Source organism: Streptomyces sp. NPDC091282, assembly GCF_044757385.1.
GTDB classification, from domain to species: domain Bacteria; phylum Actinomycetota; class Actinomycetes; order Streptomycetales; family Streptomycetaceae; genus Streptomyces; species Streptomyces gramineus.
In genome coordinates this window covers 186,771-208,793 of record NZ_JBIVUX010000001.1, presented here as the reverse complement: position 1 = coordinate 208,793, position 22,023 = coordinate 186,771, and the positions used below count along the sequence as shown (strand labels likewise).

At 71.8% G+C, this 22,023-nt stretch carries 20 protein-coding genes and 1 pseudogene; 12 read left to right on the top strand and 9 right to left on the bottom strand.

Annotated features, from left to right (window positions below):
- Nucleotides 1-325 precede the first annotated feature (325 nt).
- The 3 genes from ACIQOE_RS00990 to ACIQOE_RS00980 all read left to right on the top strand — a co-directional run bounded on the left by ACIQOE_RS00990 (nucleotide 326) and on the right by ACIQOE_RS00980 (nucleotide 2,328).
- Entirely contained in the window at nucleotides 326-1,186 is an 861-nt protein-coding gene (locus ACIQOE_RS00990; RefSeq protein ID WP_351326353.1) for a helix-turn-helix transcriptional regulator, read from the top strand.
- The gene (locus tag ACIQOE_RS00985) at nucleotides 1,187-1,462 is read left to right on the top strand and encodes a DUF397 domain-containing protein (RefSeq protein WP_123978005.1); all 276 of its coding nucleotides are present in this window, start codon (nucleotides 1,187-1,189) and stop codon (nucleotides 1,460-1,462) included.
- 83 nt (nucleotides 1,463-1,545) lie between these two features.
- A complete protein-coding gene (locus tag ACIQOE_RS00980; protein ID WP_351326351.1) occupies nucleotides 1,546-2,328 on the top strand; it encodes an SAM-dependent methyltransferase in 783 nt (260 codons plus the stop codon).
- A 64-nt stretch (nucleotides 2,329-2,392) separates the two neighbouring features.
- On the opposite strand, the gene ACIQOE_RS00975 is transcribed toward ACIQOE_RS00980, so the two are convergent.
- The 3 genes and pseudogenes from ACIQOE_RS00975 to ACIQOE_RS00965 all read right to left on the bottom strand — a co-directional run bounded on the left by ACIQOE_RS00975 (nucleotide 2,393) and on the right by ACIQOE_RS00965 (nucleotide 5,344).
- Nucleotides 2,393-3,880 (bottom strand): glutamate synthase subunit beta, encoded by a 1,488-nt coding sequence (locus ACIQOE_RS00975; RefSeq protein WP_351326349.1) that lies wholly within the window; start codon nucleotides 3,878-3,880, stop codon nucleotides 2,393-2,395.
- Between the two features lie 201 nt (nucleotides 3,881-4,081).
- Nucleotides 4,082-4,561: pseudogene (locus ACIQOE_RS00970) on the bottom strand (DUF1772 domain-containing protein).
- 81 nt (nucleotides 4,562-4,642) lie between these two features.
- Nucleotides 4,643-5,344: a DUF2293 domain-containing protein gene (locus ACIQOE_RS00965; protein ID WP_401408796.1), complete on the bottom strand. Its 702-nt coding sequence runs from the start codon at nucleotides 5,342-5,344 to the stop codon at nucleotides 4,643-4,645.
- A 136-nt stretch (nucleotides 5,345-5,480) separates the two neighbouring features.
- Between ACIQOE_RS00965 and ACIQOE_RS00960 the strand changes: the two genes are divergently transcribed.
- Nucleotides 5,481-6,113: a uridine kinase gene (locus ACIQOE_RS00960; RefSeq protein WP_401408793.1), complete on the top strand. Its 633-nt coding sequence runs from the start codon at nucleotides 5,481-5,483 to the stop codon at nucleotides 6,111-6,113.
- A gap of 52 nt (nucleotides 6,114-6,165) precedes the next feature.
- Here the strand turns inward: ACIQOE_RS00960 and corA are convergent, their stop codons facing one another.
- Entirely contained in the window at nucleotides 6,166-7,293 is a 1,128-nt protein-coding gene (corA, locus tag ACIQOE_RS00955; RefSeq protein WP_399008483.1) for a magnesium/cobalt transporter CorA, read from the bottom strand.
- Between the two features lie 269 nt (nucleotides 7,294-7,562).
- Between corA and ACIQOE_RS00950 the strand changes: the two genes are divergently transcribed.
- Nucleotides 7,563-8,357, top strand: coding sequence for a methyltransferase (locus ACIQOE_RS00950; protein WP_399008485.1), 795 nt, complete (start codon nucleotides 7,563-7,565; stop codon nucleotides 8,355-8,357).
- 20 nt (nucleotides 8,358-8,377) lie between these two features.
- On the opposite strand, the gene ACIQOE_RS00945 is transcribed toward ACIQOE_RS00950, so the two are convergent.
- Nucleotides 8,378-9,292 (bottom strand): PfkB family carbohydrate kinase, encoded by a 915-nt coding sequence (locus ACIQOE_RS00945; RefSeq protein WP_365555408.1) that lies wholly within the window; start codon nucleotides 9,290-9,292, stop codon nucleotides 8,378-8,380.
- Complete coding sequence (locus ACIQOE_RS00940; RefSeq protein ID WP_362639186.1) at nucleotides 9,289-10,197, bottom strand: pseudouridine-5'-phosphate glycosidase; 909 nt, start codon at nucleotides 10,195-10,197, stop codon at nucleotides 9,289-9,291. Before ACIQOE_RS00940 ends, ACIQOE_RS00945 begins: the two co-directional genes overlap by 4 nt.
- Nucleotides 10,198-10,296: 99 nt before the next feature.
- On the opposite strand from ACIQOE_RS00940, the gene ACIQOE_RS00935 reads away from it, so the two are divergent.
- Complete coding sequence (locus tag ACIQOE_RS00935; RefSeq protein WP_362639185.1) at nucleotides 10,297-10,716, top strand: VOC family protein; 420 nt, start codon at nucleotides 10,297-10,299, stop codon at nucleotides 10,714-10,716.
- Between the two features lie 22 nt (nucleotides 10,717-10,738).
- Here the strand turns inward: ACIQOE_RS00935 and ACIQOE_RS00930 are convergent, their stop codons facing one another.
- Together ACIQOE_RS00930 and ACIQOE_RS00925 are read right to left on the bottom strand one after the other, a co-directional pair.
- The gene (locus tag ACIQOE_RS00930) at nucleotides 10,739-11,293 is read right to left on the bottom strand and encodes a methylated-DNA--[protein]-cysteine S-methyltransferase (protein WP_401408786.1); all 555 of its coding nucleotides are present in this window, start codon (nucleotides 11,291-11,293) and stop codon (nucleotides 10,739-10,741) included.
- Nucleotides 11,294-11,340: 47 nt separating this feature from the next.
- Nucleotides 11,341-12,210 carry a glycerophosphodiester phosphodiesterase family protein gene (locus ACIQOE_RS00925; protein WP_365555413.1) on the bottom strand — a complete coding sequence of 290 codons (870 nt, stop codon included), beginning with the start codon at nucleotides 12,208-12,210 and terminating at the stop codon, nucleotides 11,341-11,343.
- Between the two features lie 276 nt (nucleotides 12,211-12,486).
- Between ACIQOE_RS00925 and ACIQOE_RS00920 the strand changes: the two genes are divergently transcribed.
- From ACIQOE_RS00920 to ACIQOE_RS00895, 6 genes are all read left to right on the top strand, one after another.
- Nucleotides 12,487-13,353, top strand: coding sequence for an MHYT domain-containing protein (locus ACIQOE_RS00920; protein WP_365570122.1), 867 nt, complete (start codon nucleotides 12,487-12,489; stop codon nucleotides 13,351-13,353).
- A 40-nt stretch (nucleotides 13,354-13,393) separates the two neighbouring features.
- On the top strand, nucleotides 13,394-15,541 hold the full coding sequence (gene uvrB / locus ACIQOE_RS00915) for an excinuclease ABC subunit UvrB (RefSeq protein WP_401408781.1): 2,148 nt from the start codon (nucleotides 13,394-13,396) through the stop codon (nucleotides 15,539-15,541).
- A gap of 158 nt (nucleotides 15,542-15,699) precedes the next feature.
- Complete coding sequence (locus ACIQOE_RS00910; protein ID WP_351326329.1) at nucleotides 15,700-16,278, top strand: TerD family protein; 579 nt, start codon at nucleotides 15,700-15,702, stop codon at nucleotides 16,276-16,278.
- A 39-nt stretch (nucleotides 16,279-16,317) separates the two neighbouring features.
- Nucleotides 16,318-18,294, top strand: coding sequence for a TerD family protein (locus ACIQOE_RS00905; protein WP_401408778.1), 1,977 nt, complete (start codon nucleotides 16,318-16,320; stop codon nucleotides 18,292-18,294).
- Between the two features lie 222 nt (nucleotides 18,295-18,516).
- The gene (locus ACIQOE_RS00900; protein ID WP_351326326.1) at nucleotides 18,517-19,518 is read left to right on the top strand and encodes a TerC family protein; all 1,002 of its coding nucleotides are present in this window, start codon (nucleotides 18,517-18,519) and stop codon (nucleotides 19,516-19,518) included.
- Nucleotides 19,519-19,617: 99 nt separating this feature from the next.
- On the top strand, nucleotides 19,618-20,718 hold the full coding sequence (locus tag ACIQOE_RS00895) for an ionic transporter y4hA (RefSeq protein ID WP_351326325.1): 1,101 nt from the start codon (nucleotides 19,618-19,620) through the stop codon (nucleotides 20,716-20,718).
- A gap of 21 nt (nucleotides 20,719-20,739) precedes the next feature.
- On the opposite strand, the gene ACIQOE_RS00890 is transcribed toward ACIQOE_RS00895, so the two are convergent.
- Nucleotides 20,740-22,011, bottom strand: a complete 1,272-nt coding sequence (locus ACIQOE_RS00890) for an MFS transporter (RefSeq protein WP_401410061.1) — start codon at nucleotides 22,009-22,011, stop codon at nucleotides 20,740-20,742.
- Nucleotides 22,012-22,023: the final 12 nt, after the last annotated feature.

Sequence of the window (22,023 nt, the reverse complement as noted above, 5' to 3'; positions counted from 1 at the left end):
GTGTGACGCGGTGGGACGCCATGGCACACTGCTCGCAACAGCATGTCGAGCGGCGCCAGTTGGGATCAGTGAGGATCCGGCGGACCGATCCGGCCAAAGTGATGGATGCGATCGAAGTGGGAAGTTTTCGGCCGTTACGGTCAATTCGGTCATACCGTCCGGTTCGGTGACCCCGTCGGACCCACGGACGAGTCTTCGAATGGCGCCGCTGGGCTGTCAGCGTGCCGCTGACGTCCAGAGCCGGGTGACACCTGTATGTGGCGCCGGCCATACCGCCGGCGGGCACAAGTGACGGCCCGCCCGGGGAACTTCGTGGAGGTGGAGCGTGAGCGAGCCGCGGTCCGCGCCGACCGTGGGCCAGGTGGTCCTCGGACGGCGCCTCCTCGACCTGCGGGAACGCGCCGGACTCAAGCGCGAGGAGGCCGCCCACGTGCTCCGCGTGGCCCCCGCCACCGTCCGGCGCATGGAGATGGCCGAGGTCGCCCTCAAGATCCCGTACCTCCAACTGCTCCTGAAGGCCTACGGGGTCGGCGACGAGGAGGCCGACCTCTTCGTCCGGCTCGCCGAGGACGCCAACCGGCCCGGCTGGTGGCAGCGGTTCCACGACATCCTCCCCGGCTGGTTCTCCATGTACGTCAGCCTGGAGGGCGCGGCGAGCCTGATCCGCTCCTACGAACCGCACTTCGTGCCCGGCCTCCTGCAGACCGAGGAGTACGCGCGCGGGGTGCTGAGGTCGGGCGCGGTCGGCCAGACCCAGCCCGAGGAGATCGAGCGCCATGTCGCCCTGCGCATGCAGCGCCAGGATCTGCTCACCCGTGACGACGCCCCCCGTTTCTGGGCCGTGATGGACGAGACCGTCCTGCGCCGCCCGGTCGGCGGTCCGGAGGTGATGCGCGCCCAGATCGACCGGCTGCTAGAGGTCACGAAGCTGCCCAACGTGACGCTCCAGGTCGCCCCGTTCGCGAGCGGGCCGCACCCCGGGACGTACGGGCCCTTCGTGCTGTTCCGATTCGCCATGCCCGAACTGCCGGACATGGTCTACAGCGAGTACATGACCGGCGCCGTCTACCTCGACGCGCGCGCCGAGGTGGCGAGCCACCTGGAGGTCATGGACCGCATGGCGGCGCAGGCCGCTACGGCACAACGCACGAAGGAGATCCTCCGGGATCTCCGCAAGGAGCTGTGAATGGATCGCATCAAACCCCAGTCCGGGCCGCGGAACCGCACCGAGCGGATCTACAACGGCATGCCCGCCCGGGACCTGGGCAGTGAGGGCTGGCACAAGCCGTGGAGCGGCGGCAACGGCGGCAACTGCCTGGAAGCGATGAAGCTGGCCGACGGCCGGATCGCCGTCCGCCAGTCGACCGACCCCGACGGACCGGCGCTGATCTACACCACGGACGAGATGACGGCCTTCATCGAGGGCGCCAAGGCGGGGGAGGCCGACTTCCTGCTCTCCTGAAGCTGTTCCCTTTGTCTTGTTCAACTTCTTTGTAATGGTGCTGAATTGATCGTCAACCCTGTCCGACGCTTACGGAGAGCCTCGTGATCGACACCAGCAAGCCGCACCCGGCACGCATGTACGACTGGTATCTCGGCGGCAAGGACAACTACCCGGTCGACGAGGAGATGGGCCGGCAGATGCTGGCCCTCGACCCCCGGGTGCCGGTGATGGCCCGCGTCAACCGGGCCTTCATGCACCGCGCCACCCGCTGGCTCGCCGAGCGGGGCGTGCGGCAGTTCCTGGACATCGGCACGGGCATACCGACCGAGCCCAACCTGCACCAGATCGCCCAGGGCGTCGCGCCCGACGCCCGGGTCGTGTACTGCGACAACGACCCGATCGTGCTGGCCCACGCGTCCGCCCTGCTGCGCAGCACGCCCGAGGGCGCGACCGAGTACCTCCAGGCCGACGTGCGCGACCCGGCGGCGATCGTTGCCGGCGCGCGCAAGATCCTGGACCTCGACCGCCCGGTCGCGCTGTCGCTGGTCGCCCTGCTCCACTTCGTCCCCGACGAGGACGGCGCGCACGAACTGGTCGGCAGGCTCCTCGCCGAACTGCCGTCCGGCAGCTACCTGACGATGACCCACGCCACCGCCGACTTCACTCCACAGGAGTCGGCGGCGGCCACCGCGAAACTCAAGGCGGCCGGCGTCACCCTGGCACTGCGCTCCGAGGAGGCGTTCGGCCGCTTCTTCGACGGCCTGGAACTGGTCGAACCCGGCGTCCGCGTGGTCCACCACTGGCATCCGGAACTGGGCGAGCCGGTGCCCGGCCAGGACGACGGGGTGATCCCCGGCTACGCGGCGGTGGGCCGCAAGCCGTGACCCGCCGCCCCTCCCGGCTCACCGGCTCCGGCGAGCCGGGACGGCGGTCACCTCTCAGGCGTATCTACACGGTCATCGGCCGGTCGTACGGTGAGATCGGCGACGGCAGCTGCGAACTCCCCGTCAGGTAGCGGTCGACGGCCGCCGCCACCGCCCGGCCCTCCGCGATCGCCCAGACGATGAGCGACTGCCCGCGCGCCGCGTCCCCGGCCGCGAACACACCGGGCACGTTCGTGGCGAACTCCGCGCCCCTGGCGATCGTCCCCCGCGGCTCCATCGCCACCCCCAGCTGGTCGACGAGCCCGTCCTCCGCGGTGGGCCCCGAGAAACCGAGCGCGAGCAGCACCATGTCGGCGGGCAGCTCCCGGCCGGTGCCCTGCAGCGGCCGACGCGCCGCGTCCACCTCCGTCAGGTGCAGCGCCCGCACCCGCCCGCTCCCGTCACCGGTGAAGCGGAGCGTGGACGCCGCGAACAGCCGGGCGTCCGCGTGCGCGTCGGGCGCCGTCTCCAGGTCCCGCGCCTCCTCGTGCGCCGCCGACAGCCGGTAGATCTTCGGATACGTCGGCCACGGTTCGATGTCCTCGTCCCGCTCCGCGCCCGGCTGCGCGTAGATGTCCAGCTGCGTCACCGACGCGGCCCGCTCCCGCACCGCCGTCCCCAGGCAGTCCGCCCCCGTGTCGCCCCCGCCCACGATCACCACATGCCGGCCGGCCGCCGACAGCGGCGACCGCTCCAGATCCCCCTCACCCACCCGGTTGGACAGCGGCAGGTACTCCATCGCCTGGTGGATCCCCGCCAGCTCCCGCCCCGGCACCGGAAGTTCCCGCCACGCCGTCGCACCCGTCGCGATCACCACCGCGTCGTACCGCGTCCGCAGCTCCGCCGCCCCGATGTCCCGTCCCACCGTCACCGACGTACGGAACTTCGTGCCCTCCGCCCGCATCTGCCCGAGCCGCCGTTCGAGATGGTGCTTCTCCATCTTGAAGGCGGGGATGCCGTACCGCATCAGCCCGCCCAGCCGGTCGTCCTTCTCGTACACGGCGACGGTGTGACCGGCCCGGGTCAGCTGCTGCGCCGCCGCGAGACCGGTCGGACCGGACCCGATCACCGCCACCGTCCGCCCGGACAGCCGCTCCGGCGGCCGCGGCGAGGCGAGCCCGTCCGCCCAGGCCCGGTCGGCGATGGCACACTCGACGTTCTTGATCGTGACGGCCGGCTGGTTGATGGCGAGCACACACCCCGCCTCGCACGGCGCCGGGCACAGCCGCCCGGTGAACTCGGGGAAGTTGTTCGTCGCGTGCAGCCGGTCGGCCGCCGCCCGCCAGTCCTCCCGCGACACCAGGTCGTTCCACTCCGGGATGAGGTTCCCCAGCGGACACGCGTCGTGGCAGAACGGCACCCCGCAGTCCATGCAGCGGTCCGCCTGCTTGCTGATGATCGGCAGCAGCGCGCCGGGGACGTACACCTCGTCCCAGTCCCGGACCCGCTCCTCGACCGGCCGCCGGGGCCACTCCTCCCGCGGCGTGGTCATGAAACCCTTGGGATCGGCCATGGTCGACTTCCTCGCGTGCGATGGCCCAGGCCATGCGTCATGGAGCGGCACCCTTGCGGCCACGATACGTCCGCTCGGCCGGACCCGCAGAGCGGCTGACAGCGCTCTGAGCGACCTCTCCCGGGCCCGGGATCCGGGAGCGATCCGGGCGGCCGCGGGCTCTCCGCGGGGCCGCCCCAGGAACAGGGGCAGCAGGCGCTCTCAGGGCAGGGCGAGTACGTATATGACCGCCGCCGCGGCCGACGCGAGGGTGCGCACATGGTTCCACCGCGTCCACTCGCGCACGTACACCGGCCAGTGGGCGGCGGCCTCCGGAGTGTCCGGCTCCAGTGCGGCCAGCGCCTCGTTCCGGGGCACGTTCGCCACCGCGGTGATCCCGAACGCACCGCACAGATACAGCGCGCTGCCCAGCAGCAGCTCGGTCTTCCCGTCGTCCGGTCACACCACGAACGTCACCACCGCGATGATCACGCACAGCACCGCCGACCCGGCGAACACCAGCATGAAGGCGGGCGTCACCGCCGCCCGGTTGATCGCGTTCATCGCCGCGACCCCCTGCGCCGCGGGCAACGCGGCCAGCCCGCGCATCACGAAGGCCGAGAACCCGAAGAACACCCCCGCCGTCAGCCCGGTCCCCAGGATTCCCAGCAGGACCAGCACTGCGTACGGTCCGTCGATCACGACCACCACACTCACTCTCGCCACTCGCCTCGGACACCGTCGCCCCTCGACTCCGCACCCACGCCCGCCCCGCTCCCGGCGTCAGCCGGTCAGGCGGATCTCCACCCCTGCCTCCCAGTCCCGCAGCACCGCCTCCACCGTCCGCGCGATCCGCCGCCGCGCCTCGTACCGGGGCACCCCGTTCATCAGCAGCTGGTCGTAGGGCGTGTCCACATGCCGTACCCCCGCCACCACCGCCGAGACCACCGCTCCCTCCGTGAGCGCCCGCCCGGCCGCGGTCCGCCCCACCCGGCCGCTGCCCCGCACCGACGCGTGCGCCGCGATCGCCAGGGCCCGCTCCGCCGGACAGCCCGGGAACAGGCGCAGGATCTCCGCCGCGAAGGCCGCCGTGAACCGCACGTCCTCCTGCGCCCGCCGCCTCGCGTCCCGCGCCCGGCGCCGCCGCCGCGCCTCGCCGTCGGCCAGACACCGCGCCTCGGCTCTGGCCAGCGCGTCCTCCTCGACGAGGACGCCCTGCCGTTCGTACCGGCTCCTTCGCCGGTTGAACCGCACCACCACCACGGACAGCGCGCTCTCCTCCCGGGAGCGCCGGGTCAGCGCGGTGTCCCCGCGCGGCAGGAACACCAGGTGCGCGAGATCGGCACACACCAGACACCGCGGCGCCCCGTCCTCCAGCACCAGCATCGACAGCGGCCCCCGCCTGCAGGCCGCACACCGCTTGTGCCGGAGCGGCTGCACCACCAGAAGTCCGCCGTGGTGAGGGGGAGTTGCCAGACGAGTCATACGCGGTTCATTCCCCCTCAGGACGCGGGATCCCACGTTCGTGCGGCGACGGGCGCGCCGGACATCCTGACGACCCTCCGCGCGGTGCCCCGGCCCCGGCACGTCCACCGCCCCGGCCACCCGGCATCATGATCGGGTGCGACTCGAAGCGATCACCTGGGACCGGCTCGCCGAACGCCTCGCCGAGCGGCTGGCCGGGCTGACGCCCGCCGACGGAGGTGCCTGGCCGCGTGTCGCCCTCGACGGGGCCCCGGCCGCCCGGCCCGGGGACCTCGCGGAGCGCGTCGCGGAGGCGTTGCGCCTGCGGGGCCGGCCCTCGCTCGTCGTCGGCACGGAAGGCTTCCTGCGTCCCGCCTCACTGCGTCTGGAACACGGCCGCCGCGACGCCGAGTCCTACTACGGAGGCTGGTTCGACACCAACGCCCTGTGGCGGGAGGTCTTCGGCCCCCTCGATCCCGGCGGCACCGGACGGGTCCTGCCCGACCTGTGGGACCCGGCGACCGACCGCGCCACCCGCAGTCCCTACGCGCAACTCCCTCCCGGCGGCGTCCTGTTGCTGCACGGGCCGCTGCTCCTGCGGCACTGGTTCCCGTTCGACCTGACCGTCCACCTCCTGCTGTCTCCCGGCGCGCTGCGCCGCCGCACCCCCGAGCCGGAACACTGGACGCTGCCCGCCTTCGAGCGCTACGAAGCCGAGAGCGATCCCGCCGGCTCGGCCGACGTACTGGTCCGCGCCGACGACCCGAGGCATCCGGCGTGGAACGGCTGACCACCGTGCGAGCCACCCGTTTCCGGTCCCCGGTACCGCCGGCCGCGGTCCCTCAGAGCCAGCCGTTGCGCCGGAAGCCCCGGTAGAGCACCAGGCAGGCCGCGGATATGACGCCGATGACGAGCGGATAGCCGAACCGCCAGTGCAGCTCCGGCATGTGATCGAAGTTCATGCCGTAGACCCCGCAGACCATCGTCGGCACCGCGATCACCGCGGCCCAGGCGGTGATCTTCCGCATGTCCTCGTTCTGCGCGACCGTCACCTGCGCCAGATGCGCCTGCAGAATGGAGTTGAGCAGTTCGTCGAAGGACGCGATCTGCTCCTTGGCCCGCATCAGGTGGTCGAGCACGTCCCGGAAATAGGCCTGTATCTCCGGTGCGATCAGCCGCGCGGGCCGGGTGGTCAGCTCCTCCATGGGCCTGCCCAGCGGCACCACCGCCCGCTTCAGCTCAAGGAGTTCACGCTTCATCTGGTAGATCCGCCCGGGGTCGGCCCGCGCGCCGTTCTCCGCGAACACGTCGGCCTCGACCTGGTCGATGTCGGCCTGCACCGCGTCCGTGACGTCCAGATAGTCGTCGACCACATGGTCCGCGATCGCGTGCAGCACCGCCGCCGGTCCCTTGGCGAGCTGATGCGGCGTCGCCTCCAGCTCCTCGCGCAGCGGCCCGAGCGAGCCGTGCCGGCCGTGCCGCACCGTGATCACGAAGTCCGCGCCGACGAACAGCATGATCTCGCCGGTGTTCACCACCTCGCTGGTCGCCGTCAGCTTCTCGTGCTCGACGTAGCAGACCGTCTTGAACACCGCGAACAGCGTCTCGCCGTACCGCTCCACCTTGGGGCGCTGATGGGCCTCCACCGCGTCCTCCACGGCCAGCGGGTGCAGGTCGAACAGCTCGGCGATGCCCGCGAACTCGCTGTCCGTCGGCTCGTGCAGGCCCAGCCAGACGAACCCCTCGCCCTTCTTGCGGACCCGCTCCACCGCCGAGTAGAGGTCATTGCATTCGGGGACCCGGACCCCGTCCTCGTACGTCACGCAGTTGACCACCGAGGAACCCAGCGGGGACCGCGCGTGATGGTTCAGGTCGACGCGGGGCCGCCGCCGGGCCAGTCGCGCCACCCGGCGCAGGCCGCCGGCCCTGCCCAGGCCCGTGACCTTCCGCAGATTCCCTGCCATCGTCATCCGGATCTCCTTGCGTGGATCCCTTCGTGCAGCGCTTTCGCGCCCTGGCGGGCAAGTCTGCCAGCCTCGCGTGAAACTGGGGTAAGGCTGTGGGAACGGCCGGTTCCGGTTGGTTCCCGCCTGTGCACAACCCGCCTCCCGAGGCCTTTTCCCGCCCCCTGTCGACGAGTTCCCGCGTCCGGCGGCCGTACGCCGCGCCTCGCCGAGCGCCGGCCGCGCCACCGGGCGTCGACCGCTGCGGCAACCCGGACGACTGGGATGATCGCTTCATGACACAGGCCGACGGATACCTCCTCGACAACCGCCAGAGCGAGGCCGCGCAGCGCTTCGGCGCCTTCGCCGCCCTTTTCGACCCCACCACCTTCCGGCACCTGGAGGCCCTGGGTCTCGCACCGGGCTTCAGCTGCTGGGAGGTCGGGGCCGGCGGCACGTCGGTGGTGTCCTGGCTGGCCGAGAAGGTCGGACCGGCCGGCCGGGTCGTCGCCACCGACATCGACACCTCGCTGCTCGCCACCGCCGCCCACGCTCCGGTCGAGGTCCGCACCCACGACGTCGGCACCGAGGAACCGCCGGGGGAGGGCTTCGACCTCGTGCACGCCCGGCTCGTCCTGGTCCATGTCCCGGACCGGGAACACGCCCTACGTTCCATGATCAAGGCTCTGCGCCCCGGCGGAGTGCTGCTGATCGAGGACGCCGACCCCGCCCTCCAGCCCCTGACCTGCCCCTACGAGTACGGCCCGGAGCAGCGGCTCGCCAACCGGCTGCGCCAGGGCTTCCGCAGCCTCCTCGCCGAACGCGGCGCCGACCTGTCGTACGGGCGCAAGCTCCCGCACCTGCTCCGCGAGGCCGGGCTGCACCAGGTCGAAGCCGACGCCTACTTCCCCGTCGCCTCGCCCGCCTGCACCGCCCTGGAGTCCGCGACCGTCCGGCAGATCCGCGACCGGCTCGTCACCGCGGGCCTGGCCACCGACGAGGAGATCGACCAGCACCTCGCCAACGTGGCGGAGGGCGCCATGGACCTCGTCACCGCCCCGATGATCTCGGCGTGGGGCCGCAAGGAGTAGACCCCGTCGGCGGTCCCGTGTCAGCCGTGGACGGGCGGTCTGGCGCCCACGCGTTCCACCGCCCTCGCGCCCGCCCGGCAGCCCAACGCCGCCGCCGGCCCGGGATCCGCGCCCGCGACCAGCGCGGCGAGGAACGCCCCGGTGAAAGCGTCACCGGCGCCCGTGGTGTCCCGGGGCGTCGCCGGTTCGGCCGGCACGCGCTCGGGCACACTCCCCGCCTCGGCGAGCAGCGCGCCGTCCGCCCCCGCCTTGACCACCACCAGCGGCACACGGCGGCTCAACGCGGCAGCCGCGTCGGCCGGATCGGCCAGTCCCGTCAGCAGACAGGCCTCGTCCCGGCTCGGCAGCAGCACGTCCACCCCCTCGACGAGCGCCAGGAAACGGTCCACGCCCAGCGTCGCGAGGAACCCGGCCGACGCCGGATCCAGACTCACCGGCACGCCACGCGCGCGTGCCGAAGCCAAGGCCACCGCCACCAGCGCCCGGCTCCGCTCGGAGAACAGCAGATAGCCCGACAGGTGTAGCCGGGCGACCCCGTCGAGCAGCCCGTCCGACCAGTCGGCGGGCTCCAGCCGCAGCGACGCCCCGCTGTCCGTGAGGAAGGTGCGCTCGGCCGAGTCGCCGCCGTCCACCAGGCACACGACCGTCCCCGTCGCGGCCTCGGGGTCCACCACGAGCCGTGGCCGCACCCCGGCCGCGACCAGTTCCCGCCGGTGCCACTCGGCCGCGTCCGTACCGACCCGCCCCAGCAGCCGGACGTCCGCGCAGCCCGAACGGGCCGCCCAGCAGGCCACGTTCGCACCGGCCCCGCCCGGCACGGTCCGGATCACCGCAGCGGTGTCCGTGCCGGTGGCCAGCGGCCCCCGGTGCCGCGCGACGACGTCGGTGACGACATCCCCGACGACCAGCAGCGCGCCCTCCCCGGCAGGCGTCACCCCTCGGTCCAGGCCGAGGCGATCCGCGCCGCGAGCCGTACGTTTCCGCGCACGGCCGCCAGGTTGGCCTCCAGCGAGGCGCCGCCCGTGTGCCGGACCAGATGGTCGAGCAGGAACGGCGTGACCCGCTGGCCGCTGATCCCCTCCCGGTCGCACGCGCGCAGCGCGTCGGCGAGCACCCGCGCGTGCAGCTCCGGATCGAGCTGCTCCGCCTCGGGGACCGGACGGGCGACGATCAGGGCCGTGTCCGCCGCGTCGAGCGCGTCCTGCGCCCGCATGACCGCGGCGACCTGCGCCGGCGTCTCCAGCGTCCACTCCACCGGATGACCGGAGTCGGACAGGTAGAAGCCGGGGAAGCGGTCCGTGCCGTACCCGGCGACCGCCACCCCCAGGGTCTCCAGACGCTGCAGGGTCGCCGGCACGTCCAGGATCGACTTCACGCCCGCGCACACCACCGTGATCCTGGTCCGCGCCAGCAGCCCGAGGTCGGCGGACTCGTCCTGGGTCACCGTCCACTCCCGGTGCACCCCGCCGAGACCGCCGGTCGCGAACACCCGGATGCCGGCCAGCGCCGCCAGCTGCGCCGTCGCCGACACGGTGGTCGCGCCGCTCGCCCCCGCCGCCACGGCGAGCGGCAGATCGCGGTGGCCCAGCTTGCGGATCCCGTCCTCGTTGGCGACCCGTTCCAACTGGTCCTTGGCCAGGCCCACATGGGGCCGTCCGTCGAGCACCGCGATGGTCGCGGGCACGGCGCCCTCGTGCCGTACCGCCTCCTCCAGCTCCAGCGCCACCTGGAGATTGCGCGGGCGCGGCAGCCCGTGCGCGATGATCGTGGACTCCAGTGCCACCACCGCCCGGCCCGCCCCGAGCGCCTCACGGACCTCTTCCGACATCACCAGCACCACGCGCCTGCCTCCTGTCCGTCGGTCTTCCCTCATCTCTGGCGGGCGGCACGCCCGGATAAACGCTTGCGACCCGTGCCGGACGCCACCAGCCTGAGCCGCATGACGCATCACACGGCACGTCTGGACCATGTCGTCCTCTGGGTCGCCGATCCGGCCGCCGCGGCCGGCTTCTACGAACGGACGCTCGGCCTGGAGCCGCTCCGGCTCGCCGAGTTCACCGCGGGAGAGGTGGCCTTCCCCTCCGTACGTCTCAACGAGGAGACGATCCTCGACCTCGCGCCGCACACCCTCGCCCCGCGCATGCCGGCGCTCCCCGGCTCGGCGGGCCACCCCGTGAACCACATCTGTCTGTCCCTGCCGTCCGAGGCGTTCGACGCGCTGCGTGCCCGCCTCGCCGAACACGCCGTCCCCATGACCGACATCGGCCACGACTCCTTCGGCGCCCGCGGGAAGGCCCCGCGCACCTTCTACTTCAGCGACCCCGACGGCAACGTCGTCGAGGCCCGGCACTACGACTGACCGCCGCGTGCGCCGGGGCGCCTCAGAACAGCGGCTCCGGCAGGACGCCCTCCAGGGCGAGCAGCTTCCGCTTGGTCTCCAGGCCGCCGCCGAACCCGCCGATGCCGCCGTCGCTCTCCACCACCCGGTGGCACGGCACGACGACCGGCAGCGGATTGGCGCCCATCGCCGTGCCCACCGCCTGCGCCCCGCCGGGCTGCCCCACCCGCCCGGCCAGGTCGCCGTAGCCGACCACGGAGCCGTAGGGCACGCCGGCGGCCAGCTCGCGCAGCACCTGCCGGTTGAAGCCGGAGATCAGCGACCAGTCCAGCGGCAGCTCGAAGTCGTGCCGGTCGCCCGCGAAGTACGCCCGCAGCTGACGTATCGCCTCGGCCAGCACCGGCGCCGTAGCGTCCTCGACGGGCTCGGCACCCAGCCGGGCCGCCAGCCGCTCCAGAGCCCGCTCGCGTACCGCGTCCGTGGCGTGGAACACCACGGTGACCAGGCCCTCACGGGTCGCCGCCAGCAGCAGCGGACCGATGTCGGTGCCCACGACGGCCCACACCACCCGCTGCCCGTCCTGCCGTTCGCTGTCCATGCGCCCCACCGTACGGCCCGCCACTGACAACGCCCGCCCGCTCGCGCTCAGCTCGCGCGCAGCGCGGCCCGCACCACGTCCGGCCTGTTGGTGATGATCCCGTCGACGCCGTAGCCGACGGCCTTCCAGGTGGTGGCCGCGTCGTCCACCGTCCAGGTGAAGACGCGCAGCGGCTTGCCGTGCGGACCGTCCAGCGCGTGCACGGAGGAGACGTATCCGGCGGAGATCGAGTCCACCGACGGATTGACGAGGTCGGTGAAGCCCGCGTACCGGCGCAGGTCCGACACGGGCGGGGTGCCGAGGTAGCCGGTGGTCACGGCGGGCCTGAGGCCGTGCACGATGCGCAGGCTGTCCGCGCTGAAGCTCTGCACCACGAGCCGGGGCAGGTGCCCGCTGTCCAGCCAGCCCTCGTTCCCCAGCAGCGTGACGATCTGCCGTTCGATGCCCGGGTAGAGCTCGGGGTTCTTGATCTCCAGCAGCAGTTTCTCGTGGTTGTGCTCGATCCTGCGCATGTACTGCGTCAGCGTGGGCACGCGCGTCCCCGTGTACGAGGAGGAGAACCAGCTGCCCGCGTCCAGCCGGGCGATCTCCGCGGCCGTGAAGTCCTTCACCTTCCAGGGCGCCCGGCCGGGGAAGACCTGCTCCACGTCGGTGGTGCGCGCGAGGCTGTCGTCGTGGAGGACCACCAGCCGGCCGTCCCTGGTGCGCTGGACGTCGTTCTCGACCCAGGTGAAACCCAGTGCGGCCGCCCTGTCGACGGCGGCGAGCGTGTTCTCCGGCGCATAGGCGGAGGCGCCCCGGTGCGCGAGCACCGTGGGCTCGCGCGCGTCACCGGCCCGGGCGGCGGGTACGGGGCTGAGCAGCGCGGCGGTGCCCAGCAGCGCGGTGGTCGTGGCGGCGACGGCACGCGCGTGCATGCGTACTCCTCTCGTCGGGGAACACGGACAGCACAAGACTGACAGCAAGGAGTAGCCGTTGGCCGGGTACGGGATGACCACAGATTGAATGGAGTTTCCCAAGTCCGCTCACCGTTGGCGCACAACTGCGACAGGGCCGTGTTTCTTTGCCGGAAAATCGTTCGACCATTCCGGTGCGGGTCATACTCTCTGCGTCAACCCTGACCGCGCGGGCGGTCCTGGGACGGGGGCGCATTCCAAATATTCCGGGACGCAAAGGGTGAAGGGCAGCCACGTATGCAGGGCACGGTCGACGGATTCAGCTACGGGGTGGTCACCCCGCTGGTGGCCTATCTGATGGCCTGCCTCGGTGGTGCCCTCGGGCTGCGCTGCACGACCCGCGCGATGCTGGTGGCACAGTCCTGGCGCCCCGCCTGGCTCGCCCTGGGCTCGGCCGCGATCGGCTCCGGCATATGGACCATGCACTTCGTCGCCATGATGGGCTTCAGCGTCAAGGAGACACCGGTCCACTACGACAGGGCGATCACCTTCGCGAGCCTCGGCCTCGCCGTCGTCATGGTGGGTGTCGGGATCTTCATCGTCGGCTACCGGGGCGCCACCGGGACCGCGCTCTTCACAGGAGGCACGATCACCGGGCTGGGCATCGCCTCGATGCACTATCTCGGCATGGCGGGCCTGCGCCTCAACGGGACCCTGCAGTACAACACGCTCACCGTGGGCGCCTCGGTCGTCATCGGGGTCGTGGCCGCCACCTCGGCCCTCTGGGCGGCCGGGCGGGTCCGCGGATTCCTCTGGAGCGTCGGCGCGAGCCTCGTGATGGGACTCGCCGTCAGCGGGATGCACTACACCGGCATGGCCGCCATGACCGTCCACCTCCACCACGCCGGCGGCACGCTCCCCGGCGACTCGCCCGCCTCCCTGCTCGCCCCCATGCTGGTCGGCCCGCTGGCCTTCCTCTGCCTCGCCGCCGCCGTCGTCGTCTTCGACCCCATGATGTTCCTCGGCAGGCCCGGCCGGCTCCCCGCCGAGCACAAGCCCGGCGTCCCGGCCGACGAGGTCACCCACCACCCGAGCCGCCGCCCGCTGCCCCGCGTCGGCGGCAGGCCGAGCCACCACCGCGCCCGCACTCCGCAGAATCGCTGATCAGAGCCGGTTGTCAGTGGGGGGTCGTACGGTTGATGCCATGCGGCCCGTATCCCACATCGAACGCACGGTGGCGCCCTTCGAGGTCGTCAGCCCGTACCAGCCCAGCGGCGACCAGCCGGCGGCCATCGCCGAGCTGGCCAAGCGCGTCGGGGCCGGTGAGAAGGACGTCGTCCTCCTCGGCGCGACCGGCACCGGCAAGTCCGCCACCACCGCGTGGATGATCGAGCAGCTCCAGCGCCCCACCCTGGTCATGGCGCCGAACAAGACGCTGGCCGCCCAGCTGGCCAACGAGTTCCGCGAGCTCCTCCCGAACAACGCCGTCGAGTACTTCGTCTCGTACTACGACTACTACCAGCCCGAGGCGTACGTCCCGCAGTCGGACACCTACATCGAGAAGGACTCCTCGATCAACGAGGAGGTCGAGCGGCTGCGGCACTCCGCCACCAACTCCCTGCTCACCCGCCGCGACGTGATCGTGGTCGCCTCCGTGTCCTGCATCTACGGTCTCGGCACACCGCAGGAGTACGTCGACCGGATGGTCCCGCTGCGGGTCGGCGACGAGATCGACCGCGACCTGCTGCTGCGCCGCTTCGTGGACATCCAGTACACGCGCAACGACCTGGCGTTCACCCGCGGCACCTTCCGGGTCCGCGGCGACACCATCGAGATCTTCCCGGTCTACGAGGAGCTCGCCGTCCGCATCGAGATGTTCGGCGACGAGATCGAGGCCCTGTCCACGCTGCACCCGCTGACCGGCGAGATCATCAGCGACGACCAGCAGCTGTACGTCTTCCCGGCCTCCCACTACATCGCGGGTCCCGAGCGCCTGGAGCGGGCGGTCAACGACATTGAGAAGGAGCTGACCGAGCGCCTGGCCGAGCTGGAGAAGCAGGGCAGGCTCCTGGAGGCCCAGCGGCTGCGCATGCGCACCACGTACGACATCGAGATGCTCCGCCAGATCGGCACCTGCTCCGGCGTGGAGAACTACTCGATGCACTTCGACGGCCGCTCGCCGGGCTCGCCGCCCAACACCCTGCTCGACTACTTCCCGGACGACTTCCTCCTGGTCATCGACGAGTCGCACGTCACCGTGCCCCAGATCGGTGCCATGTACGAGGGCGACGCCTCCCGCAAGCGCACCCTCGTCGACCACGGCTTCCGGCTGCCCTCCGCCCTGGACAACCGCCCGCTGAAGTGGGAGGAGTTCCAGGAGCGCATCGGACAGGCCGTGTACCTGTCCGCGACGCCCGGCACCTATGAGCTGTCCCGCGGGGACGGAGTCGTCGAGCAGATCATCCGTCCCACCGGTCTCGTCGACCCGGAGGTCGTCGTCAAGCCCACCGAGGGCCAGATCGACGACCTGGTGCACGAGATCCGCAAGCGCACCGAGAAGGACGAGCGGGTCCTGGTCACCACCCTCACCAAGAAGATGGCCGAGGACCTCACCGACTACTTCCTCGAACTCGGCATCCAGGTGCGCTACCTGCACAGCGACGTCGACACGCTGCGCCGCGTCGAGCTGCTGCGCGAGCTGCGCTCCGGCGAGTACGACGTCCTGGTCGGCATCAATCTGCTGCGCGAGGGCCTCGACCTGCCCGAGGTGTCCCTGGTGGCCATCCTCGACGCCGACAAGGAAGGCTTCCTGCGCTCCGGCACCTCGCTGATCCAGACGATCGGCCGCGCGGCGCGCAACGTCTCCGGCGAGGTCCACATGTACGCCGACAAGATCACCCCGGCGATGGAGCGGGCCATCGACGAGACCAACCGCCGCCGGGAGAAGCAGGTCGCCTACAACACGGCCAACGGCATCGACCCGCAGCCGCTGCGCAAGAAGATCAACGACATCGTCGCGCAGATCGCCCGCGAGGAGGTGGACACCGAGCAGCTGCTGGGCTCGGGCTACCGCAACCAGAAGGACGGCAAGGCGGGCAAGGCCCCCGTTCCGGCACTGGGCCAGAAGGCGGCGAAGGGCGCGAAGGCCGGCAAGGCGGCCAAGGGCAAGGCGAAGGAGACGGTCCCGACCGACCGTCCCGCGGCCGAACTCGCCGAGCAGATCGAGGAGATGACGGAGCGCATGCGTGCCGCCGCCGCGGACCTGCAGTTCGAGATCGCGGCCCGGCTGCGTGACGAGGTCTCCGAGATGAAGAAGGAGCTGCGCCAGATGAGGGAGGCGGGCCTGGCCTGACCCCCGGGCCGTCGTCGGACCCCGGCCAGGGCGCGAAGTGTTGCAACACCGACACAAACCGCGGGCCGGGGTTCGGCACTGTCAGTGGTGCTGCATAGGGTTTTGGGCAACCGCGCACTGAGCGGCAACCGGGGACATCCGACGAGGGGACAGCAGCCGTGACCGTCAACATGACCAAGGGTCAGGCCATCAGCCTGGAGAAGAACGACGGCGGCTCCCTGAGCGCGGTCCGCATGGGCCTCGGCTGGAAGGCGGCACCCCGGCGCGGACTGTTCGGCTCGCGCACCCGGGAGATCGACCTGGACGCCTCCGCGGTGCTGTTCGCCGACAAGCAGCCCGTCGACGTGGTCTTCTTCCGCCACCTGGTGAGTGACGACGGCTCCGTCCGGCACACCGGCGACAACCTCGTCGGCGGCGCGGGGCAGGGCGGCGACGACGAGGCCATCCTCGTCGACCTCGCGCGCGTCCCGGTCCACATCGACCAGATCGTCTTCACCGTCAACTCCTTCACCGGCCAGACCTTCCAGGAAGTGCAGAACGCCTTCTGCCGGCTGGTCGACGAGACCAACGGCCAGGAACTCGCCCGCTACACGCTCGACGGCGGTGGCGAGTACACCGCCCAGATCATGGCGAAGGTGCACCGGTCCGGCGCGGGCTGGACGCTGACGGCCCTGGGCGTCCCGGCCAAGGGCCGCACCTTCCAGGACCTGGTGCCCACGATCCTGCCGGTCCTCTAGGACCCGCACGACGACACCACACAGGGGGGGACACGGGCGATGGCGGCCGAGCTGAAGCGCGGGCAGAACCACCCGCTCCCGCACAACCGGATCGAGATCCGGATCTCGGCCGGGGTGCCGGTGACGGCCGGAGCCACCCTCGCCGACGACGCCGGCCTGGTGCGGGACGCCGGCCGGGTGGTCCATCCCGGCGCACCCACCCTGCCCGGCATCGAGGTCTCCCGGCAGGCGGCCGCCGAACACCGGCTCGCCGTCGACCTCGACGCCCTGCCCGAGGCCGTGCACCGGGTCAGCGTCCTGATCGCCCTGCCTGTGGCACCCGGCGGCCCGCACCGCTTCGGCGCGGTCACCGCGCCGCGCGCCGCGGTCACCGGCCTCGACGGCACCGAGGTCGCCGGGTACACCCTCGTCGGCCTGGACGCCGAGACGGCGGTCGTGGCCCTGGAGCTCTACCGCCGGCAGGGCGCCTGGAAGATCCGCGCGGTGGGCCAGGGCTACGCGGACGGTCTCACCGCGCTCCTGACCGACCAGGGCCTGCCGCGGGCCGCCGAACTCGCCGGCGAGATCGAGGCGGCCGTGGCCCGCGGCGCGGCCCGGGCCGTCCCGGTGCCCACCGACGCCGGCCGCACCCGCCGTACGGCCGCCCCGGTCGGCGGCCCCGAACCCGCGGGCAGCACCGCCGCCGGATCCCCGTACGACGTCCAGGCACCCGGCGACGCCACCGACCGGCCGGTCCGGTCCGGCGGACCGGAGGCGGCGCCCGACGAGGTCCGCCCCGCGGTCTCCGAGGACCCCGCCGCCGCTTCTCCCGGCGGCCCCGTCGACTACACCCACCCCAGGCGTCGCCAGGCGGCACCGCCCGCGCCCGCCCCGGCCACCGGACCGGTTGCGCCCGTCGCGGGTGACGCGGTCGGCTGGTCCATGGACGAGCGGCTGTACAACCAGGTCTGGGGCATGTTCGAGGACCTGGCCCGCTCCACCGCCGCGTACCGCAGCGCCGTCGACTTCGCCGAGTCCCGCATGGAGAAGGAGCTCGACCAGGTCCTCGCCGATCCGCGCAGCCGCCTGGGCTCGGCCGGTGACGTCGCCCGCGAGGCGGCCCGCGCCCGCCGCGCCCAGCTGGTCGAGCAGGCTCAGGCCGTTCTCGACCGCGACCTCGCCCAGCTCACCGCCGAGTCCGAGGTCGTCGAGCCCGCCCTGCCACCGGCGTACGCCCGCTGGGACAACCCCGTCTGGCACGCCTACCGGGTACCGACGGAACCACCGCTGGCCGTACGACTGGGTGACCTGCACCTTCCGGAGAGCGATCCGCTGCGCGTCCCGCTGCTGGCCCGGCTGCCCCTGGAGCGGGGCCTGTGGATCGACAGCGGTCCCGTACCGACCTCCGACGGCGGCCTTCCGGACACCGCGGAGCTGCGCCGCCTCGCGCCGCACACGGCGGTGCTGCTCGCGGCCCGGCTGCTCGCCGCGCATCCGGCCGGTGAGTTCGGTGTGCAGGTGATCGATCCGGCCGGTTCCGGTGCCCCGGCGCTGGCTCCGCTGACGGAAGCCGGCGTACTGGCCGGGCCGCCCGCGACCGGCGCGGCCGGTGTGGCGGACGTGCTGGGCCGGCTGACCGAGCGCGTCGACCTGGTGCAGATGGCCGTGCGCGGCGGCGCGGCCGACGCCCTGCCGCCCGGCCTGGACCTCTCGCGGCACCTGCTGATCGTCAACGAGTTCCCGCACGGTTTCGACGACCGGGCCGTCACCCGGCTGCGCTATCTCGCGGACGAGGGGCCGTCCGTCGGGGTCCATCTCCTGCTGGTCGCCGACCGTGAGGACGCCGCCGCCTACGGGCCGTTGCTCGATCCGCTGTGGCGTTCACTGATGCGACTCACACCGGTGCCGGACGATCACCTCGCCGACCCCTGGGTGGGGCACGCCTGGACGTACGAGCCCTGCCTCGTGCCGCCCGGCAGCCGGGTGCTCCAGGAGGTGCTCCGGCAGGTGGCGATCGCTCGTACCAAGCGTTCGTAAAGTCCTCTGACCAGGCGTCTTGGTTCTTCTTTTACCCAGCGCTTTACCTTTCCTTGGTGATTGAGGTACTGTTTTCCTCACGGAGGGGAGTACTCCCTGTCTGCTGCGGCGCACCCGTCAATACGGATCCGACCGGATCCCGGGGCGTCGGCCCGTCTCGGGTGGAAGAGACCTCCGGCAGCGACAACGCTGACCCTTTGCCATTCACGAACCGGAGGCACAGTGGATGTATCCGTGACCCTTTGGGTCCTCACCATCCTGGGTCTGGCCGCCCTGATCGCGGTCGACTTCTTCATCGGCCGCAAGCCGCACGACGTATCCATCAAGGAAGCCGGCATCTGGACCGTCGTCTGGATCGCCCTGGCCGGACTGTTCGGCGTCGGCCTGCTCGTCTTCGGCGGCGGCCAGCCCGCCGGCGAGTTCTTCGCGGGCTTCATCACCGAGAAGTCCCTGAGCGTCGACAACCTCTTCGTCTTCGTCCTGATCATGGCGAAGTTCGCGGTGCCCTCGCAGTACCAGCAGCGGGTGCTGCTCGTCGGCGTCCTCATAGCGCTGGTCCTGCGGGCCGTCTTCATCGCCGCGGGCGCCGCGATCCTCGCCAGCTTCTCGTGGGTGTTCTACCTCTTCGGCGCCTTCCTGATCTGGACCGCCTGGAAGCTGATCCAGGAGGCCCGTTCCGGCGAGGAGGACGAGGAGTTCGAGGAGAACAAGCTGCTCAAGGCCGCGGAACGCCGGTTCGGCGTGGCCGACCGCTACCACGGCACCAAGCTGTGGATCCAGCAGAACGGCAAGCGGGTCATGACCCCGATGCTGGTCGTGATGCTCGCGATCGGTACGACCGACGTCCTGTTCGCGCTGGACTCCATCCCCGCGATCTTCGGCCTGACGCAGGACCCGTACATCGTCTTCACGGCCAACGCGTTCGCGCTGATGGGTCTGCGGCAGCTGTACTTCCTCATCGGCGGACTGCTGAGGAAGCTGGTCCACCTGTCCTACGGCCTGTCGATCATCCTCGGCTTCATCGGCGTCAAGCTCGTGCTGCACGCGCTGCACGAGTCCGGCGTCCATGTCCCGGAGATCAGCATCCCGGTCTCGCTCGGCGTCATCTGCGGTGTCCTGATCGTCACCACGATCACCAGCCTGCGGGCCTCCAGGAAGCAGGCGGCGGCCGAGGCGGCGCAGGGCCGGAGCGAAGGCGCGTCGAAGGACAGCATCGACGTCTGACCACACGTACGACCCGGGGGCCTGCCTCGCCGGCGACGGGCCCCCGGCATCCGAAAGGACCGGAATGCGAACCCCGTACGCCTCTGCCACCATCGCTGCATGATCACTCGGCTCAGGTCGCTCACCACCCAGTGGACGTTCCTCGTGCCGGTGCTCGCGGTCGTCCTGCTCCTGTTCACCTGGGGCCGCAGTCTGCCCGTCGCGCTCGTCGCCCTGGTGACCGTGATTCTCGCCGGATCCGTCCTCGCCGCCGTCCACCACGCCGAGGTCGTCGCCCACCGGGTCGGTGAGCCGTTCGGCTCCCTGGTCCTCGCCATCGCCGTCACGATCATCGAAGTGGCCCTGATCGTCACCCTCATGGTCGACGGCGGCGACAAGAGTTCCACGCTGGCCCGGGACACCGTGTTCGCCGCCGTGATGATCACGTGCAACGGCATCGTCGGGCTCTGCCTCCTGGTCGCCTCCCTGCGCCACGGCACCGCGGTCTTCAACCCCGAGGGCACCGGCGCCGCCCTGGCGACCGTGGCGACCCTGGCCACGCTCAGCCTGGTGCTGCCGACCTTCACGACCAGCAAGCCGGGCCCGGAGTTCTCCGGCGTCCAACTCACCTTCGCGGCCCTGTCCTCACTGATCCTGTACGGCCTCTTCGTCGCCACCCAGACCGTGCGGCACCGCGACTACTTCCTGCCGATCACCCGACTGGGCGAGGTCATCGACGGCGACGACCACGCCGAGGCGCCCTCCGCGCGCACGGCCTGGATCAGCCTCGGGCTGCTGGGGCTCGCCCTGATCGGCGTCGTCGGACTGGCCAAGGGCGTGTCGCCGACGATCGAGTCCGGCGTACAGGCGGCCGGCCTGCACCAGGCCGTCGTCGGTGTGATCATCGCCCTGCTGGTGCTGCTTCCGGAGACCATCGCGGCCCTGCGCTCCGCCCGCCGCGACCGTGTGCAGACCAGCCTCAACCTGGCGCTGGGCTCCGCCATGGCCAGCATCGGGCTGACCATACCCGCCGTCGCCCTGGCCTCCATCTGGCTCTCCGGGCCCCTCGTCCTGGGCCTCAGCTCCACGCACATGGTGCTGCTCGCGCTCACCGTGGTGGTCAGCTCCCTCACCGTCGTGCCGGGCCGGGCCACCCCCCTCCAGGGCGGCGTCCACCTGGTGCTGTTCGCCGCCTATCTGGAGCTGGCGATCAATCCGTAGCGGCGGCGGTGGCCGCACGGGTCACCCGGTGACGGGCTCGGCCACGGCCACCGGCACAGGACGCGTCTCCGGCAGCAGCGCGAAACAGCCGAGGCTCAGCAGCGCGACCACGGTCAGATAGGTCCCCACGGCCCACGGCACCCGCCCGCTGTGCTCCGCCAGCGCCGTGGCGACGATCGGCGTGAGCGCGCCCCCGAGCACACCGCCGAGGTTGTAGCCGACGGCGGCACCGGTGCAGCGCACCCGGGGCTCGTACAGTTCCGGAAGATAGGCGGCGATGACCGAGAACATGGCGATGAAGGCGATCAGCGCGCCCGTGAACCCGAGGAACATCAGCACGGGCTCGCCCGTCGCCAGCAGCGCCACCATCGGGAACATCCACAGCGCCGAGGCTGTGCACCCCGCCAGACACAGCGGCCGCCGCCCGTAGCGGTCGCCCAGCAGCGCCATCACCGGCGTGAGCGAGCCCTTCACCACCACGGCGGCCATGATGCAGACGAGCATGTCCGTCCGCCTCACCCCGAGCCGCTCCGTCCCGTACGCCAGCGACCAGGTGGTGACCGCGTAGAACACCGCGTATCCGATCGCGAGCGCCCCCGCCGTCAGCAGCACCAGCCGCCAGTGATGGCGTACGACCTCGGCGATCGGCACGCGCGCGTGGTCGTCGAGTTCCAGGAACCGCGGGCTCTCGGTGAGCGACGAACGCAGCCACAGTCCGCTCAGCGCCAGCACACCCGCCGCCCAGAACGGCACCCGCCACCCCCACTGGGCGAACTGCGCCTCGGACAGGGACGCGGACAGCGCCAGCATCACCCCGTTGGCGAGCAGGAAGCCGACGGCCGGACCGATCTGCGGAAAGCTCGACCACAGGGCGCGCCGCCCGGCAGGCGCGTGCTCCGCGGTCAGCAGCACCGCCCCGCCCCACTCCCCGCCGAGCCCGAGCCCCTGCAGGAAGCGCAGCACGAGCAGCAGGACGGGTGCGGCGACGCCGATCGTGCCGTACGTCGGCAGACAGCCGACCGCGACCGTCGAGGCGCCGGTCAGCAGCAGCGACGCGACCAGGACCGGACGCCGGCCCCGCCGGTCCCCGAAGTGCCCGAACAGCACCGAGCCCAGCGGCCGGGCCACGAACCCCACACCGAACGTCCCGAACGCCGCCAGCGTGCCCGCGAGCGGTGAGAACGTCGGGAAGAACAGCGGTCCCAGGACCAGGGCCGCGGCCGTGCCGTAGACGAAGAAGTCGTAGAACTCGATGGCGGTCCCGGCGAGCGAGGCGGCCGCCAGCCGCAGCATCGAGGGAACCCT

Coding starts and splice junctions, on each gene's coding strand:
- ACIQOE_RS00985 (WP_123978005.1), top strand. CDS start 1,187: ATGGATCGCATCAAACCCCAGTCCGGGCCGCGGAACCGCACCGAGCGG.
- ACIQOE_RS00975 (WP_351326349.1), bottom strand. CDS start 3,880: ATGGCCGATCCCAAGGGTTTCATGACCACGCCGCGGGAGGAGTGGCCC.
- ACIQOE_RS00965 (WP_401408796.1), bottom strand. CDS start 5,344: ATGACTCGTCTGGCAACTCCCCCTCACCACGGCGGACTTCTGGTGGTG.
- corA (WP_399008483.1), bottom strand. CDS start 7,293: ATGACGATGGCAGGGAATCTGCGGAAGGTCACGGGCCTGGGCAGGGCC.
- ACIQOE_RS00950 (WP_399008485.1), top strand. CDS start 7,563: ATGACACAGGCCGACGGATACCTCCTCGACAACCGCCAGAGCGAGGCC.
- ACIQOE_RS00935 (WP_362639185.1), top strand. CDS start 10,297: ATGACGCATCACACGGCACGTCTGGACCATGTCGTCCTCTGGGTCGCC.
- ACIQOE_RS00930 (WP_401408786.1), bottom strand. CDS start 11,293: ATGGACAGCGAACGGCAGGACGGGCAGCGGGTGGTGTGGGCCGTCGTG.
- ACIQOE_RS00925 (WP_365555413.1), bottom strand. CDS start 12,210: ATGCACGCGCGTGCCGTCGCCGCCACGACCACCGCGCTGCTGGGCACC.
- ACIQOE_RS00920 (WP_365570122.1), top strand. CDS start 12,487: ATGCAGGGCACGGTCGACGGATTCAGCTACGGGGTGGTCACCCCGCTG.
- uvrB (WP_401408781.1), top strand. CDS start 13,394: ATGCGGCCCGTATCCCACATCGAACGCACGGTGGCGCCCTTCGAGGTC.
- ACIQOE_RS00905 (WP_401408778.1), top strand. CDS start 16,318: ATGGCGGCCGAGCTGAAGCGCGGGCAGAACCACCCGCTCCCGCACAAC.
- ACIQOE_RS00895 (WP_351326325.1), top strand. CDS start 19,618: ATGATCACTCGGCTCAGGTCGCTCACCACCCAGTGGACGTTCCTCGTG.
- ACIQOE_RS00890 (WP_401410061.1), bottom strand. CDS start 22,011: ATGCTGCGGCTGGCGGCCGCCTCGCTCGCCGGGACCGCCATCGAGTTC.